This is a genomic window from Comamonas sp. MYb21 (assembly GCF_037479395.1).
GTDB lineage: Bacteria > Pseudomonadota > Gammaproteobacteria > Burkholderiales > Burkholderiaceae_C > Comamonas.
The window spans coordinates 524,044-539,500 of sequence record NZ_JBBGZC010000001.1 but is presented as its reverse complement, the minus strand read 5'-3'; the positions used below and the strand labels follow the sequence as shown (position 1 = coordinate 539,500).

At 61.7% G+C, this 15,457-nt stretch carries 14 protein-coding genes; 9 read left to right on the top strand and 5 right to left on the bottom strand.

Annotated elements, in window-relative coordinates:
- Positions 1–585: 585 nt before the first annotated feature.
- Positions 586–1,770: a methionine adenosyltransferase gene (gene metK / locus WH367_RS02435; RefSeq protein WP_133856926.1), complete on the bottom strand. Its 1,185-nt coding sequence runs from the start codon at positions 1,768–1,770 to the stop codon at positions 586–588.
- 132 nt (positions 1,771–1,902) lie between these two features.
- Between metK and WH367_RS02430 the strand changes: the two genes are divergently transcribed.
- Together WH367_RS02430 and WH367_RS02425 are read left to right on the top strand one after the other, a co-directional pair.
- Positions 1,903–2,763 (top strand): lysophospholipid acyltransferase family protein, encoded by an 861-nt coding sequence (locus WH367_RS02430; RefSeq protein WP_339534023.1) that lies wholly within the window; start codon positions 1,903–1,905, stop codon positions 2,761–2,763.
- On the top strand, positions 2,756–3,625 hold the full coding sequence (locus WH367_RS02425; RefSeq protein ID WP_339519753.1) for a lysophospholipid acyltransferase family protein: 870 nt from the start codon (positions 2,756–2,758) through the stop codon (positions 3,623–3,625). The genes WH367_RS02430 and WH367_RS02425 overlap by 8 nt, the downstream gene beginning before the upstream one ends.
- Positions 3,626–3,671: 46 nt before the next feature.
- Here WH367_RS02425 and yihA read toward each other — a convergent pair whose 3' ends face one another.
- The gene (yihA, locus tag WH367_RS02420) at positions 3,672–4,406 is read right to left on the bottom strand and encodes a ribosome biogenesis GTP-binding protein YihA/YsxC (RefSeq protein WP_027010720.1); all 735 of its coding nucleotides are present in this window, start codon (positions 4,404–4,406) and stop codon (positions 3,672–3,674) included.
- Between the two features lie 83 nt (positions 4,407–4,489).
- Between yihA and WH367_RS02415 the strand changes: the two genes are divergently transcribed.
- The 3 genes from WH367_RS02415 to ccsB all read left to right on the top strand — a co-directional run bounded on the left by WH367_RS02415 (position 4,490) and on the right by ccsB (position 8,849).
- Positions 4,490–5,122: a c-type cytochrome gene (locus WH367_RS02415; protein ID WP_116926463.1), complete on the top strand. Its 633-nt coding sequence runs from the start codon at positions 4,490–4,492 to the stop codon at positions 5,120–5,122.
- 221 nt (positions 5,123–5,343) lie between these two features.
- Complete coding sequence (locus WH367_RS02410; protein ID WP_445228052.1) at positions 5,344–7,479, top strand: cytochrome c biogenesis protein ResB; 2,136 nt, start codon at positions 5,344–5,346, stop codon at positions 7,477–7,479.
- The gene (gene ccsB, locus WH367_RS02405) at positions 7,476–8,849 is read left to right on the top strand and encodes a c-type cytochrome biogenesis protein CcsB (protein ID WP_339534022.1); all 1,374 of its coding nucleotides are present in this window, start codon (positions 7,476–7,478) and stop codon (positions 8,847–8,849) included. Before WH367_RS02410 ends, ccsB begins: the two co-directional genes overlap by 4 nt.
- 16 nt (positions 8,850–8,865) lie before the next feature.
- On the opposite strand, the gene WH367_RS02400 is transcribed toward ccsB, so the two are convergent.
- Both WH367_RS02400 and lptM read right to left on the bottom strand, forming a co-directional pair.
- Positions 8,866–9,675 (bottom strand): MBL fold metallo-hydrolase, encoded by an 810-nt coding sequence (locus WH367_RS02400; RefSeq protein WP_239810723.1) that lies wholly within the window; start codon positions 9,673–9,675, stop codon positions 8,866–8,868.
- Positions 9,676–9,796: 121 nt separating this feature from the next.
- Positions 9,797–10,015 (bottom strand): LPS translocon maturation chaperone LptM, encoded by a 219-nt coding sequence (lptM, locus tag WH367_RS02395; protein WP_133856919.1) that lies wholly within the window; start codon positions 10,013–10,015, stop codon positions 9,797–9,799.
- 12 nt (positions 10,016–10,027) lie between these two features.
- On the opposite strand from lptM, the gene cyaY reads away from it, so the two are divergent.
- Complete coding sequence (gene cyaY, locus WH367_RS02390; RefSeq protein ID WP_021026124.1) at positions 10,028–10,357, top strand: iron donor protein CyaY; 330 nt, start codon at positions 10,028–10,030, stop codon at positions 10,355–10,357.
- 72 nt (positions 10,358–10,429) lie between these two features.
- Here cyaY and WH367_RS02385 read toward each other — a convergent pair whose 3' ends face one another.
- Complete coding sequence (locus WH367_RS02385) at positions 10,430–12,730, bottom strand: penicillin-binding protein 1A (RefSeq protein ID WP_021026123.1); 2,301 nt, start codon at positions 12,728–12,730, stop codon at positions 10,430–10,432.
- A gap of 357 nt (positions 12,731–13,087) precedes the next feature.
- Here WH367_RS02385 and WH367_RS02380 point away from each other — a divergent pair, with 357 nt between their 5' ends.
- Genes WH367_RS02380 through WH367_RS02370 form a run of 3 tightly spaced genes read left to right on the top strand, consistent with a single transcriptional unit; the run spans position 13,088 to position 15,449 of the window.
- Positions 13,088–14,167: a pilus assembly protein PilM gene (locus WH367_RS02380; RefSeq protein WP_339534021.1), complete on the top strand. Its 1,080-nt coding sequence runs from the start codon at positions 13,088–13,090 to the stop codon at positions 14,165–14,167.
- Complete coding sequence (locus tag WH367_RS02375; protein WP_021026121.1) at positions 14,164–14,766, top strand: PilN domain-containing protein; 603 nt, start codon at positions 14,164–14,166, stop codon at positions 14,764–14,766. Before WH367_RS02380 ends, WH367_RS02375 begins: the two co-directional genes overlap by 4 nt.
- 8 nt (positions 14,767–14,774) lie before the next feature.
- Entirely contained in the window at positions 14,775–15,449 is a 675-nt protein-coding gene (locus tag WH367_RS02370) for a type 4a pilus biogenesis protein PilO (RefSeq protein WP_339534019.1), read from the top strand.
- Positions 15,450–15,457: the final 8 nt, after the last annotated feature.

Below are 15,457 nucleotides of genomic sequence, written 5' to 3'. Positions count from 1 at the left end.
ATCCGCTGGATCACTCCGAGCGGATTTTTTGCGAAGACTGACCTGAATTACTTCAGACCGGCTGCAGCACGAAGCAGCGCAGCCTTGTCTGTACGTTGGCTTCGGCCGGGCCTGGCGGCCCTTCACATCGCAAGCGATGTGAGCCTTCGCCGAAGAACCGACAAACTCGCTGCGCTCGGGGCCTTACAGGCCCGCAGCAGCGCGTAGCACTGCTGCCGTCAGCGGTCTTTGGCTTCGGCCGGGCCTGGCGGCCCTTCACATCGCAAGCGATGTGAGCCTGCGCCGAAGAACCGACACACTCGCTGTGCTAGGGGCCTTACAGGCCCGCAGCAGCGCGCAGCACTGCTGGCTGTCAGCGGTCTTTGGCTTCGGCCGGGCCTGGCGGCCCTTCACATCGCAAGCGATGTGAGCCTGCGCCGAAGAACCGACACACTCGCTGTGCTAGGGGCCTTACAGGCCCGCAGCAGCGCGCAGCACTGCTGGCTGTCAGCGGTCTTTGGCTTCGGCCGGGCCTGGCGGCCCTTCACATCGCGAGCGATGTGAGCCTGCGCCGAAGAACCGACAAACTCGCTGCGCTCGGGGGCCTTACAGGCCCGCAGCAGCGCGCAGCACTGCTGCCTTGTCGGTTCTTTCCCACGTAAACTCAGGCTCCTCGCGGCCAAAGTGGCCATAAGCCGCCGTTTTGCTGTAGATCGGGCGCAGCAGGTCCAGCATCTGGATGATGCCCTTGGGGCGCAGGTCAAAGTGCGCGGCCACGAGCTTGGCGATCTCGGCGTCGGGGATCACGCCGGTGCCTTCGGTGTAGACGGTGATGTTCATCGGACGGGCCACGCCGATCGCATAGGCCACCTGCACCTGGCACTGGCGCGCCAGACCGGCAGCGACCACGTTCTTGGCGACATAGCGGGCAGCGTAGGCGGCAGAGCGGTCCACCTTGGTTGGATCCTTGCCGGAGAACGCGCCGCCGCCGTGGGGGCAGGCACCGCCGTAGGTGTCCACAATGATCTTGCGGCCGGTGAGGCCACAGTCGCCCTGGGGGCCGCCCACGACGAAACGGCCGGTGGGGTTGATCAGGTACTTGGTGTCCTGCAGCCATTCCGATGGCAGCACGGGCTTGATGATCTCTTCGATGATGGCTTCGGTGAAGCTGGCCTTCATCTTGGTGGCGGTTTCCGACTGATCGGGGCTGTGCTGGGTGGACAGCACGACGGTGTCGATGCTGTGGGGCTTGCCGTCCACATAGCGCATGGTGACCTGGCTCTTGGCGTCAGGGCGCAGGAAAGGCAGGCGGCCATCCTTGCGCAGCTGGGCCTGGCGCTCGACCAGGCGGTGCGCGTAGTAGATCGGCGCGGGCATCAGCTCGGGCGTTTCGTCGCAGGCATAGCCAAACATCAGGCCCTGGTCGCCGGCACCGGTGTTCAGCTCGTCATCGCTGGCCTTGTCCACGCCCTGGGCGATGTCCTGGCTTTGCTTGTCATAGGCCACCAGCACCGCGCAGCCCTTGTAGTCGATGCCGTAGTCGGTGTTGTCGTAGCCGATGCGCTTGATGGTGTCGCGGGCTACCTGGATGTAGTCCACGTTGGCGCCGGTGGTGATCTCACCTGCCAATACCACCAAGCCGGTGTTGGTCAGTGTCTCTGCAGCCACGCGGCTGTGTGGATCTTGGGTGAAAATAGCGTCCAAAATCGCATCAGAGATCTGGTCGGCTACTTTATCGGGATGGCCTTCGGACACTGATTCCGAGGTAAACAGAAAATCGCTGTTTGCCATAAACAAAAAACTCCTTCAAAGCTTGGGCAATTGCGTTGCCCGAGCCTTGAAGGAGCCTGGCGAACGCTTTAGCAGTTTGTTTTTAACGTCGCCCTGCAAGTTGCTCTTTAACTCAGCGACCGACACATTCTAATGCCTTTCTTGTTTCGACTATTTGCTGCGCTGCCGTTGTGGCTATTGCATGGCCTGGGCGCTGGCCTGGGTTGGCTCACCTTTGCCGCCTCGCCCACCTACCGCCGGCGCTTTCTGGCCAATGCCCAGCAGGCGGGCTACCGTTTTGCCGATGTGAAAATGGCCGTGGCCCATGCCGGGCGCATGGTGGCTGAGGTGCCGCGCCTGTGGTTTGGCGCGCCGCTGCCCTGCGATATCCATGGTGCCGACGTCATCGAGCAGGCGCTGGCCGCGGGCAAGGGCATCGTGTTCTTGACCCCGCACATGGGCTGCTTTGAGCTGTCAGCCCAGTACATGGCGCGGCGCTGGGGTGTGGTGCATGGCCCCATCACCGTGCTGTACCGCCCGGCACGCCAGGCCTGGCTGGCCAAGCTGATGGAGACGGCGCGGGCCCGGCCCGGCCTGGCCTCGGCACCGACGACGATGGCGGGGGTGCGGCAGATGATCAAGGCCCTGCGCCAAGGCCATAGCGTGGGCCTGCTGCCCGACCAGGTGCCGCCCGATGGCCAGGGCATGTGGGTGCCGTTTTTTGGCAAGCCCGCCTACTCGATGACCTTGGCTGCCAAGTTGGCCCAGCAGACGGGTGCGGCTGTTATATTGGCGCGCTGTGTGCGCCGGCCCCTGGGCCGGGGCTTTGATCTGTACGTGCGCGGCCTGCAGACCCCGCTGGCCCAGGAGGCCGAAGCCGCCGTACTGCAGATCAACCAGGAAATGGAGCGCTTGATCCGCGACAGCCCCGAGCAGTACCTCTGGGGCTATGCGCGCTACAAGCAGCCGCGCAGCCTCGCTGCCGCTCCCTCGGAAGGTCAAAAGCATGGGTAAGTTGTTTATCGGGTGGATGTGGCTGATGTCGCACCTGCCTTTGTCGGTCTTGCGCGGCCTGGGCTGGTTGATGGGCCGGGTGCTGTTCTATCTGGTGCCCTCGCGCCGCCGCATTGCGCTGCGCAATCTGGAGCTGTGCTTTCCCGAAGCCAGCGCTGAGCAGCGCCGGGCCTGGGCCAAGCAAAGCTTTGTGGTGTTCTGCCAAACCTGGCTGGACCGCAGCTGGCTGTGGTTTGCACCACAAAAAACGCTGGAGAAACGCACCCGCATGACGGGCGCGCTCGAAGAGCTGGAAGGCGATACGCCGACCATCATCTTTGCGCCGCACTTCTACAGCATGGATGCCGGCGGTACGGCGCTCACCATCCACTGCAGCCGGCCCTTCACGTCGATCTTTTCGACCCAGCCCAATGCCGATGTCGATGCCTGGATCCGCAAGGGCCGCCAGCGTTTTGGCGATGTGCGCATGCTCAACCGCGACGATGGCATCAAGCCCATCATCGCCAGCCTGCGCAAGGACCATGGGCTGTTGTACCTGCTGCCAGATATGGACTTTGGCCCCAGCGACTCGCTGTTTGTGCCATATTTTGGCCAGGTGGCCGCGACCATTCCCTCGCTGTCGCGCTTTGCGCGGCTAGGCAAGGCCAAGGTGATCGGCATGTACACGCGGCTGACGCCGCAGGGTTACGAAGTCACCATCTCTCCGGCCTGGCAGGACTTTCCCACTGACGATGTAGTGGCTGATACCACGCGCCAGAACCGTGAGTTGGAAGCCCAGATCCGCACCATGGTGCCCCAGTACTACTGGGTGCACAAGCGCTTCAAGACCCGGCCCGAAGGCGAGCCCTCGCTCTATTCATAAATAACAAAGGCCCGAAGGGGCCTTTGTTGTTTGGCGTTCGTGCAGTTTATTGCTCGTCCGCAGGGGCTTCTGGCGCTGCTGGCGCGGCCTCAGGGCTGACCAGGCTTTCGGGGTGCGACCACTGCCACAGCAGCTGAGCGACCTTGTCCACATTCTGCTTCTTTAATGCGCTGAACAGCATCACCTCACCACCGCCGGCATTGAGCTTGGTGATAGACAAGATCTTGGCCTGCTCGACGCGGGTCAGCTTGTCGGCCTTGGTGAGCAAAATCAAGAACTTGAGGCCTTGCTCCACGCGGGGGCGGATGATGTCGAGCAGCGCTTCGTCCAGCTCGGTCAGGCCCAGGCGCGGGTCGCAGAGCAGCACAATGCCCGTCAGGCTGGGGCGGCTGACGAGGTAGTTCACCATCACCTGCTGCCAGCGCTTCTTGTCCTCGCGCGAGACAGCGGCATAGCCGTAACCGGGCAGGTCGGCCAGCACGGCGTCGGTCACGCCCTTCTTGCCCAGCGAAAACAGGTTGATGTGCTGGGTACGGCCGGGCTTTTTCGAGGCAAAGGCCAGCTGGTTCTGTTGGGTCAGGGTGTTGATCGATGTGGACTTGCCCGCATTGGAGCGGCCCACAAAGGCGAACTCTGGCACATCGACGACAGGCAATTGGTGCAGTTGCGCAGCGGTGGTGAAGAAGCGGGCGGTGTGCATCCAGCCCAAAGCCGCCTTGCCATCGATTCCTGGGCTTGGCGTGTCTGCAACGGCTTGGGGGGTACTAGGTGTTGTCGTCATGTGCGTTCGAGTCTATCTAAGGCATCATTGTAGAATCTGGCCGCTTTGGCCTTATACCCATAAACCAGACAAAGACCCACGATATGAAGTTGATCGCCCCTTTGCTGACAACGGCTGTACTGGCTTTTTCTTCCGTTTCTGTGTATTCGGCGTCCGAGACGCCCAACCGGTCGCCCAAGCCGGACCTGGCCAAGGGGGAGGCCAGCTACACCGCCGTCTGCGTCGCTTGCCACAATGCCGACGGCAATGCCTCCATCGCCATCAACCCCAAACTCTCGCAGCAGCATCCTGAGTACCTGCTCAAGCAGCTGCAGGAGTTCAAATCCGGCAAGCGCAAGGACCCGGTGATGCAGGGCATGGTTGCCGGCCTGTCGGATGCGGACATGCTCAATATCTCGGCCTGGCTGGCCAGCAAACCTGGCAAGCTCGGTTTTGCCAAGGACAAGGACGCTGTTGCTTTGGGCGAGCGCATCTACCGCGGCGGCCTGCCCGACCGCCAGATTGCCGCCTGCGCGGGCTGCCACAGCCCCAATGGTGCTGGCATTCCTGCCCAGTACCCCCGGCTTTCTGGCCAGAACGCGGACTACGTCAGCAAGACCTTGCATGATTTCCGCGATGGCAAGCGCGGCAACAGCCTGCAGATGACCGGCGTCACCGCCAAGATGAACGACAAGGAAATCAAGGCGGTGTCGGACTATATTGCGGGCTTGCGCTAGGCCGGCGCCTTGTGCGTTGGGCCTGTGCCGCCAGGGGGAAAGCCCCCGCGCCAAGACATTGAGCGCGTTGCTGGGCATTTTCCGGGCCCCCGGGCTATCCCTAGGGTTGCAGACTAAACTTGGCGTTCTGCGAACTTGTACTCTGGTGGCGACTCCATGGGGTGCGGACTGGCAGCGCAGCAGCGGTCCTGCTCCTGCTTTTCACCGATAGCGTCGTACCCATGTCTGAATCCTCTCCCCCGCCAACGCAACTGCAGCCTCAGTTGGGCACCCGTGCCATCTATGAGATGCTGTCGTCGATGCGCTTTGCCATTGCGCTGCTGTCCATCATCTGCATTGCCTCGGTCATCGGCACGGTACTGCGCCAGCATGAGCCGGCCGTCAACTACGTCAACCAGTTTGGCCCCTTCTGGGCGCAGCTGTTTCTGTCGCTCAAGCTCAATGCGGTCTACAGCGCCTGGTGGTTTCTGCTGATCCTGGCGTTTTTGGTGACCAGCACCAGCCTGTGCATTGCCAAGCATGCGCCCAAATACCTGGCCGATTTGCGCCAGTACAAAGAAAACCTGCGCGTGCAAAGCCTGCAGGCCTTCCACCACCAGGCCAGCGCCCATTTGGCAGAGACCCCGGCGCAGGCGGCGCAGCGGGTGGGATCGCAGCTGGCCGGCAGCGGCTGGAAGGTGCGCCTGCAAGAGCGCAGCGATGGCTGGATGGTGGCGGCCAAGGCCGGTGCCGCCCACAAGATGGGCTACCTGGCAGCGCACAGCGCCATCGTGCTGATCTGCCTGGGTGGCCTGCTCGATGGCGATTTGATTGTGCGCGCGCAAATGCTGCTGGGCGGCAAGACCACGTTCAGCGGCGGCGGCATGATTGCCGATGTGCCCGAGCAGCACCGGTTGTCCGCCAGCAACCCGACCTTCCGTGGCAACCTGATTGTGGCCGAAGGCGCGCAGTCGGGCACGGCCATCCTCAACCAGTCGGACGGCATCCTGCTGCAGGATTTGCCGTTTTCGGTGGAACTGAAGAAATTCATCGTCGAGTACTACTCCACCGGCATGCCCCGGCTGTTTGCCAGCGAGGTGGTGCTGCATGACAAGAAAACCGGCGCTGCGGTGGAAAAACGCATCGAGGTGAACCATCCCGCCAGCTACCAGGGCATCGAGATCTACCAATCGAGCTTTGAAGACGGCGGATCGCGCCTGCAGCTGCGCGCCGTGCCGCTGGTGCCGGGCATAAAGAGCTTTGAGGTGAAGGGCGAAGTGGGTGCCTCCACGCAGATCACGATGGGCGAGGGCCAGCCACCGCTGGAGATGGAGTTCACCGGCCTGCGCACCATCAATGTGGAGAACATGGGCGCCAACCCGGGTGATGGGGCACAGGGCGGCACCGATGTGCGCAAGGTGGATTTGAGATCCAGTCTGGACAACCACCTGGGCGCCGGCAACAAGGTGACCACGCCGCGCGATCTGCGCAATGTGGGCCCCAGCGTCAGCTACAAGCTGCGCGATGCCTCGGGCCAGGCGCGCGAGTTCAACAACTATATGCTGCCCGTCGACATGGGCGATGGCCAGCCGGTCTACCTCTGGGGCGTGCGCGAGACCCTGGCCGACCAGTTCCGCTACCTGCGCATTCCGGCCGATGACCAGTCGAGCTACCGGGGCTTCCTGCGTTTGAAGGCGGCGCTGCAGACGCCAGCAATGCGCGAGCGGGCCGTGCAGCAGTATGTGGCAGGCGCTGTGGAGGCGAGCCGCCCGGCACTGCGCGAGCAGCTCTATGCCTCGGCACTCAAGGCGCTGGTGATTTTTGCTGGCGATGGCCAGGCGGGCGCGAGCAGCGTCACCGGCTTGCAGGCGATATCAGCCTTCATGGAGCAAAATGTGCCCGAAGGCGAACGCGCCAAGGCGGGCGAAGTGCTGGTGCGCATCCTGAACGGCGTGCTGTTTGAGCTGATGCAGGTGGCGCGGGTCGACGAGGGCCTGGCACCGCTGGAGCCCAATGAGCAGACACAGCGCTTCATGACCCAGTCGGTGTTGTCGCTCAGCGATGCGCTGCTGTACCCGGAGCCCCTGGTGTTTGAGCTGACCCAGTTTGACCAGGTGCAGGCCAGCGTCTTCCAGGTGGCCAAGGCGCCGGGCAAGCTCGTCGTCTACCTGGGTTGCCTGTTCCTGATTCTGGGGGTGTTTGCGATGCTCTATGTGCGCGACCGGCGCCTCTGGGTCTGGCTGGCGCCGCGCGCCGATGGCAGTGCCGATGCGCGCATGGCCTTGTCTACCAACCGCCGAACCCTGGATGTGGACCGCGATTTTGAGGGCCTGAGTCAAAAGCTTCTGGGCACGAGCCCCAGCGGAGAACAACGATGAATACTGCTTCCACCAACCTGCCGCCCACCCAGGCGGGCACCGTGGTCCAAACGGTGCAACTCAACCCCGGCTATTTCAGCAGCCGATCGGTCTGGGACTGGCTGTTTGCGTTGGCCTTGGCCCTTGGTGGCGGTTTTGCGCTGTTTCTGTATGGCCACCATATGGATGGCTATGAAAAAGGCATCCTGATTGCATCGGTGCCGTTTTTCATCTGGCTGGGCTGGTTCTGGCGGCCCTTGCAGCTGTTGATGCTGGTGGTGGCTGCGCTGTCGCTGCTGGCCATTGGCCTGTACCGGGTCGATGGCGCTGGGCAGATCGCCCGCTCGGAAACGGTGTTTGGCCTCAAGTACTTTCTGTCCAGCCAGTCGGCCATCCTGTGGATGAGCGTGCTGTTCTTCATGAGCACGGTGTTTTACTGGATCGGCCTGCTCTCCAAGGGCGAGGGATCGGCGCTGACGGCCGTCGGCAGCCGCCTGACCTGGCTGGCCATTGTGATGGCGCTGGTCGGCACGATGGCGCGCTGGTATGAGAGCTACCTGATGGGGCCGGACATCGGCCACATCCCCGTCAGCAATCTCTATGAAGTGTTTGTGCTGTTCGCCTGGATGACGGCGCTTTTCTACCTCTACTTTGAAGCGCATTACCAGACCCGGGCGCTGGGCGGCTTTGTGATGCTGGTGGTCAGCGCCTCGGTGGGCTTTTTGCTGTGGTACACCGTCGCGCGCCAGGCCCATGAGATCCAACCGCTGGTGCCTGCGCTGCAAAGCTGGTGGATGAAGCTGCATGTGCCAGCCAATTTTGTCGGCTATGGCACCTTTGCGTTGGCGGCCATGGTGGCACTGGCCTACCTGCTCAAGGCCGCCACGCAGCGCGCGCTGTGGATCGGCCTGGTGCTCGTGCCCATGCTGGTGCTGGTGCTGCCGCTGGTGGCTTTCCGCATCTGGGGCGATGAGAGCCTCTACCCCTCGCTCGACAAGACCTTGCGCATGGCCTTGCCGCTGGAGCTGTTCTTCGGGCTGATGATCCTGCTGCGCAGCTGGATCAACCGGGGCACGCCGCGCCTGCAGATCATGGATGACCTGATGTACAAGGCCATCGCCGTGGGCTTTGCGTTTTTCACCATTGCCACCGTGCTGGGCGCGCTCTGGGCGGCCGAGGCCTGGGGCGGCTACTGGAGCTGGGACCCCAAGGAGACCTGGGCGCTGATCGTCTGGCTCAACTATGCCGCCTGGCTGCACATGCGCCTGGTCAAGGGCCTGCGCGGTGCTGTCTCGGCCTGGTGGGCGCTGGTGGGCCTGGTGGTGACCACCTTCGCGTTCCTCGGCGTGAACATGTTTCTGTCGGGCTTGCACAGCTACGGCACGCTGTAAGCGGTACGCGCCAGGCTTACTGCGGGCGTTGCGGCTGCGGCGAGATCGCCTGTTGGGGCAAGGTGTAGTTCTGGTTGTCCATCAGATCGACCCCGCACATCAGGTGGTCGAGCCAGTCAAAGAACTGCGCAATGGCCGGGCCCATGATGGGCGCGCCGTGCTGGGGCACGATCAATGAGATATCCAGCTGGCGCGCCATGGCCACCCACAGGCGCAGCACCTTGTTGGACACCATGTAGCGGCGGTGAAAGCCTTCCATGCGCGGAATGTGCGGGGCCAGGTCGGTCACGGGGGTGCGCGCGATATAGCCATCGGTCATCGAGACGCCCAGGTCCCCGGTGAACAGGATGCGGCTGATCGGGTCGTAGAAGTGGAAGTTGCCTTCGGCATGCAGAAAATGCGCGGGCAGGATGTGCAGCTGGCTCTGGCCCAGCGGCAGAATGCCACCGGGGTCCTGCACGGGAATGACACGGTTTTCGGTCTTGCCGACCTTGGTGAAATGCGGCACAAAGCGCTCCCAGACGCGGGAGATCACCAGGGATGCGCGGGTAGAGGTCAGCCAACGGTCCAGTGAGGCGATGATGTCCGGGTCGGCATGCGAGGCGATCAGGTAGGACAGCTTGTGCGGCGAGAAATAGCGCACCATGCCCATGTAGAGCTCATTGAAGGCGAGGTTGCCGCCCGGGTCGATGATGGCGCCGGTGCCATGGTCGACAATCAGGAACTGGTTGGCCTGCACGGCCTGCGCATCCTCTTCCACCAGATCGGTGAACATCAGACAAGCATGCTGCTCGTCACGGTACAGTTCCACAGGTTCCAACGCCATCTATTCCGCCCAGTTATCTATTGCAACGGGCGTGACTGTAACGGGGTGTAGTGGGTTGGACCTTGAGGTGGATCAAGGAGGCAGGCTGGGTGGGCCGAAGAGGGCAACGGCCGGCGCTGGATCAGGGCTTGGCAGCGGGCTGCATCACGGTGGAGGGCTGCAGCTGGGGCTCAGGCCGGTCCGGGGCACTGGGGTCCAGCGTTTGCGGCAAAGTGGCCCGGTTGGCTGCTGCCGGCTCGGTGGGCAGGTACAGCGGCCCACGTTGGCCGCAAGCGGCCAATAGTGCCGCACCGGTGGCAAGGACAATGGTCCTGCATACAATTTGGTAAATACTCCACATTGAAGCATTGTAATGAACGAACTCGAATACCTGGATGCGGCAGAAAAACTCTTGCTGGCGGTTGAGCAGACCTGCGACCGCATCAACGATGACACCGATGCCGATATCGACGCCCAGCGTGTGGGCGGCCTGCTGACCCTGATTTTTTCCAACCGCAGCCAGATCATCATCAACCTGCAGCCGCCGCTGCACGAGGTATGGCTGGCGGCCAAGTCCGGTGGCTACCACTACAAGTTCGATGGCAGCGTGTGGCGCGATACCAAGACCGGCCATGATTTCTTTGCCGATCTGACGCGGGATGCCGGTGTGCAGTCGGGTCTGCCCCTGGTCTTCAAGGCCTGACGCGACGCCCCCGAGTAAAAAGGCCAGTCCGCGCAATGCGGGCTGGCCTTTTGTCTGGACGCTGGCGCTGTGTCAGTTGCGGAACAGGTCCAGAATCTTGTTGCGCTCTTCCGAGTTCGGCGGCGGCACCATGGTGCCAGCAGTTGACGCGGGGGAATCCAGGCCCAGGTTGGGGGCACTGCGCGCATATTCTTCGTAGAGCCAGTCCCCACCCACATTGACCAGGCCGCTGGGCGGCGTCATCTTGTCTACCGGCACGTCCTTGAGCGCGTGCTGCATGTAGTTGATCCAGATGGGCAGGCTCAGACCCCCCCCATATTCGCGCGCACCCAGGCTGCGAGGGTTGTCATAGCCCATCCAGACGACGGCCGCGTTGGTGGGCTGGAAGCCGGCAAACCAGGCGTCCACCGAATCATTGGTGGTGCCGGTCTTGCCATAGATGTCCGGGCGCTTGAGTTGGGCCTGGGCCTTGGCGGCAGTGCCGTAGCGGGCGACATCCTGCAGCAGCGAGTCCATCACAAAGGCGTTGCGGGCATCGATGGCGCGCGGCAGGTCCTCAGTGGCCGGTGGTGCAAATTCAGACAGCACATTGCCACGGTGGTCGGTGATCTTGGCAATCAGGTAGGGATTGACCCGGTGCCCGCCATTCGCAAACACCGAATAGGCCGCCACCATCTGCATCGGGGTGACGGAGCCCGCGCCCAAGGCCATCGGCAGGTAGGGTGGCTGCTTGTCAGCATCAAAGCCGAACTTGGTCACCCATTCCTGCGCCTTCTTGGGGCCCACCGATTGCATCACACGGATGGTCACCAGGTTCTTGGAGCGTGCCAGTGCCTGGCGCATGGTCATGGGGCCATCGAAGCGGCCGTCGGAGTTCTTGGGCTCCCAGGGCTGTTGGCCGGCCGATCCGGGGAAGCTCAGCGGCGCATCATTGATCACCGTGGTGGGTGAGAAGCCTTTTTCCAGTGCCGCCGAATAGATAAAGGGCTTGAAGCTGGAGCCCGGCTGGCGCCAGGCCTGGGTCACATGGTTGAACTTGTTCTTGTCGAAATCGAAACCACCGACCAGCGCCTTGATGGCGCCGCTGCGCGGGTCGAGCGAGACAAAGGCGCCTTCCACTTCGGGCAGCTGGGTCAGCTCAAAGGTCTTCTTGGCGGTTTCCATGATGCGCACCACGGCGCCGGGGCGCAGCTTGGTGTTGGGCGGCGCCTTGTCGCTCAGGCCCGATTGCACGGGCTTGAGGCCGTCCCCGGTGATCTCGATCGGATCGCCATCGGCGCGGATCACCACGACCTTGCGCGGCGCAGCCTCGAGCACGACGGCAGACAGGATATTGCCGTTGTCCGGGTGCTGGGCCAGTACCTCGTCAATGGCTTCGTCCCGCTCCTGGCCGGCGGCCGGCAGACTGATGAACTTCTCCGGGCCACGGTAGTGCTGGCGCTTTTCGTAGTCCATGATGCCCTTGCGCAGCGCCTCATAGGCCTTTTCCTGGTCGCTGGCGATCAAGGTGGTGTAGACGTTGAGGCCGCGTGTGTAGGCCTCGCTGCCGTACTGGGCAAAGATTAGCTGGCGCGCCATCTCGGCCACGTACTCTGCATGCACGCGGTTGTCCGCATAGCTGGACCGGATCTTGAGTGACTCCTCACGTGCTTGGCTGGCCTGGGCGGGTGTGATGAAGTGGTTCTCTTCCATCCGGTCAATGATGTAGAGCTGACGGATGCGGGCGCGCTTGGGATTGCTGATCGGGTTGTAGGCCGAAGGGGCCTTGGGCAGGCCGGCGAGCATGGCTGCTTCTGCCACCGTGACATCCTTGAGCGGCTTGCCGAAATAGGTTTCGGACGCGGCCGAGAAGCCATAGGCACGGTTGCCCAGGTAGATCTGGTTCATATAGATTTCCAGAATCTGGTTCTTGCTCAAGGTGTGCTCGAGCTTCAAGGTCAGCAGGATCTCATATATCTTGCGGGTATAGGTTTTTTCAGACGATAGATAGACATTGCGGGCCACCTGCATCGTGATGGTGGAGGCGCCCTGGGCCTTTTCGCGCCCCAGGTTGGCAAGCAGCGCGCGCGCCATGCCCTTGTAGTCCACACCGCTGTGCTCAAAAAAGCGCGTGTCTTCGATGGCCAGCACGGCATCGACCATCACCTTGGGGATCTCGCTGATCGGCGTCAAATTGCGGCGTTCTTCACCAAACTCGCCCAGCAGAGCGCCTTCTGAGGAGTAGACGCGCATCGGCAGCTTGGGCCGGTAGTCGGCCAGCTCGGAGACATCGGGCAGGTTGGGGTAGGCCATGGCCAGGCCCACGGCGACCACCGCCGCCCCGGCGATGGCGCCTGCCACCAGCAAGGCCAGCAGCCAGCCAAAGAACTTCATGGCCTTGGTGGCGAAGCTCGATGGCTTGGCTTGCTTGGGAGATTTGGCGGGAGGTTTTTCAGGCGTTCTGCGCGAAATCGGAGCGTCTGGATTCATGGGGTCAGACCGTCGAGGGGAGCTTGCATAAGCAGGGGATGCTATCACGCGGCTGCTTTGGCTGGGGTACGCGCCGGTTTTGAATTAGCTTGTGACAAATGTCATGCTGCGTCCAATGTATCCCTTGTATCGTATTGTTTTGACAACGAATTGGACCTGGGAGCAGGTGGTTCTTTGCTGCGCGACTATCTTGCTGATAGCATTCATAGGGGGTGTTAAGTTTTGTAGCTCAATATAGAGCAAATTAGGGAGGAGCCCATCTTGGTCTCAATGGGATCTTTGTTCCGACGCCAGCCGCCTAGCCTCTTGGGGATAGACGTGAGCGCGTCGAGCATCAAGTTGGTTGAACTGGGGAGGAGCGGCAGCGGTCAATACATTGTTGAGCGCTGTGCACAAGAGCTGCTGGAGCCTGGCTGGGTCACCGAGTCAGGCATCGAGCGTTTTGACGAGGTGGCCGATTCCTTGCGGCGCCTGGTCAAAAAAAGCGGCACGCGCACCAAGCAAGCGGCACTGGCGTTGCCGCTTTCTGCCGTCATCCAGAAGAAAATCGTGCTGCCATCGGGGCTCTCCGAGCTCGAGATGGAGTTTCAAGTTGAATCAGAAGCTAACCAATACATACCATTTTCCCTCGATGAGGTGAATCTGGATTTCTATGTCATCGGTCCCTCCGCCAACTCGGTGGGGGATGTTGACGTGTTGATTGCCGCTGCCCGCAAGGAAACCGTGCAAGACCGGCAGGGCCTGGCGGAAGCCGCAGGCCTCAAGCCAGTGGTGCTGGAGATCGAGTCCAACGCTACCGCGCTGGCGGCGCGGCGCTTGATCGGCAATATGCCCAGCAAGGGCAAGGATGCCTTTATCGCCATCTTTGAAATCGGTGGCAACGCGTCTTTTCTGCAGATCATCCACAACAACCAGGTGATCTATGAGCGTGACCAGTCCTTCAACGGCGGCCAGCTCACACAGATGATCATGCGGCAATACGGTTTTTCGCAAGAAGAGGCCGAGCAGAAAAAACGCGGTGGCGATCTGCCTGCCGACTACAAGCAGGTGGTCCTCAAGCCTTTCGTCGAGAGCATCGGGCAGGAGATCAATCGCGCTTTGCAGTTCTTCTTTACCAGTACGCCGCACAACCGCATTGACCACATCCTGCTCGCGGGCGGCTCTGCGGTGCTGAGCGGCCTTACGGATGCGGCGATCGATGCGACCGGCTTTGCCGCGTCCGCTGCCAACCCGTTTGAAGACATGGTGATGGATGCCGCCGTACGGTCCAGGGCCAAGAGCAAGGACTTCACCACCTATCTCACCGCCTGCGGCCTGGCACTGCGGAGGTATGCAGCATGATCTTGATCAATCTGCTCCCCCACCGCGAAGCTGCGCGCAAAAAGCGCAAAGAAAGCTTCCAGGCATCGATGGTGGCCGCTGCCCTGGTGGGAGCGCTGGTCTGCGGTGCCGTGTACATGTTCTACCAGTACAAGATTGATCTGCAGGGCCAGCGCAATGCGCTGCTGACGCGCGAGATCAAGGCGCTGGATGTCAAGATCGCCGATGTGGCCAAGATCGATGCAGAAATTGCGGCGCTGAAGGCGCGGCAAAAGGCCGTAGAAGACCTGCAGTCCGACCGCAATCTGCCCGTGCATTTGCTCAATGAGCTGGTGCTGCAGCTGCCCGATGGCGTCTATATCGAAAGCCTCAAGCAACAAGATCAGACCGTGCAGATCCAGGGCATCGCGCAGTCGAATGAGCGGGTGTCCGAGTTGCTCAACAGCCTGGCGACCAAGACGCCCTGGCTCTCCAAGCCTGAATTGGTCGAGGTAGTCGGTACGACCACACAGGTCAATGCGCGCGAGAAAAAGCGGGTCGCTGGCTTCAACCTGCGTTTTGGCTTGGTACGCTCCAGCGACGTGGAACAGGCCCATAACGCGCAGGCGCTGAAAAAATAAGGGCGACCATGGCAACGAAAAAAAATATTCAAGTGGGAGAGGCGCTGCAAGGCTTTCAGCGCCAGTTTCAAAATCTGGATCCCAAGGATCCTTCCGTCTGGCCGGCTGCGCCGCGTGCGGTTTTGTTGGTGGTTATTGCGGCCGTGGTGATTGGTTTGGGCTGGTATGCCTATCTGAGCAGTTTTGAGGAAGAGTTGACCGCCTCGCAGTCCCAGGAGCTCAAACTCAAGGAGGACTACAAGACCCGTCTGCGCAAAGCCGTCAACCTGGATGCGCTGCGCAAACAGCGTGAGCAGGTCTTGCAGTATGTGACCCAGTTGGAAAAGCAACTGCCCAGCAAAGCGGAGATGGCAGCGCTGCTGTCGGACATCAACCAGGCGGGTATTGGCCGCAGCCTGCAATTTGACCTGTTCAAGCCTGGCCAGACGGTGGTGAGGGACTACTACGCGGAATTGCCGATTACGCTGAAGGTCAATGGCAAGTACCACGACATCGGCTTTTTTGCGGCCGATGTTGCCAACCTCTCCCGTATCGTGACCTTGAACAATATCGCTTTGGCGCCGGCCAGCAAGGACAGCGCTACCTTGGCGTTGAATGCCACGGCCAGAACCTTCCGCTATTTGGATCCGCAGGAACTCCAAGAGCAGCAAGCTGCGAAGTCCAAACAAAAAGGGAAGAAGTAGGGTGGGAT

Excerpts from the sequence above, each read along its gene's own strand:
- yihA (WP_027010720.1), bottom strand. The coding sequence starts at position 4,406 with ATGACGACAACACCTAGTACCCCCCAAGCCGTTGCAGACACGCCAAGC.
- cyaY (WP_021026124.1), top strand. The coding sequence starts at position 10,028 with ATGAACGAACTCGAATACCTGGATGCGGCAGAAAAACTCTTGCTGGCG.
- WH367_RS02400 (WP_239810723.1), bottom strand. The coding sequence starts at position 9,675 with ATGGCGTTGGAACCTGTGGAACTGTACCGTGACGAGCAGCATGCTTGT.
- WH367_RS02375 (WP_021026121.1), top strand. The coding sequence starts at position 14,164 with ATGATCTTGATCAATCTGCTCCCCCACCGCGAAGCTGCGCGCAAAAAG.
- WH367_RS02430 (WP_339534023.1), top strand. The coding sequence starts at position 1,903 with ATGCCTTTCTTGTTTCGACTATTTGCTGCGCTGCCGTTGTGGCTATTG.
- ccsB (WP_339534022.1), top strand. The coding sequence starts at position 7,476 with ATGAATACTGCTTCCACCAACCTGCCGCCCACCCAGGCGGGCACCGTG.
- WH367_RS02410 (WP_445228052.1), top strand. The coding sequence starts at position 5,344 with ATGTCTGAATCCTCTCCCCCGCCAACGCAACTGCAGCCTCAGTTGGGC.
- WH367_RS02370 (WP_339534019.1), top strand. The coding sequence starts at position 14,775 with ATGGCAACGAAAAAAAATATTCAAGTGGGAGAGGCGCTGCAAGGCTTT.
- WH367_RS02415 (WP_116926463.1), top strand. The coding sequence starts at position 4,490 with ATGAAGTTGATCGCCCCTTTGCTGACAACGGCTGTACTGGCTTTTTCT.
- WH367_RS02385 (WP_021026123.1), bottom strand. The coding sequence starts at position 12,730 with ATGAAGTTCTTTGGCTGGCTGCTGGCCTTGCTGGTGGCAGGCGCCATC.
- WH367_RS02425 (WP_339519753.1), top strand. The coding sequence starts at position 2,756 with ATGGGTAAGTTGTTTATCGGGTGGATGTGGCTGATGTCGCACCTGCCT.
- lptM (WP_133856919.1), bottom strand. The coding sequence starts at position 10,015 with ATGTGGAGTATTTACCAAATTGTATGCAGGACCATTGTCCTTGCCACC.
- metK (WP_133856926.1), bottom strand. The coding sequence starts at position 1,770 with ATGGCAAACAGCGATTTTCTGTTTACCTCGGAATCAGTGTCCGAAGGC.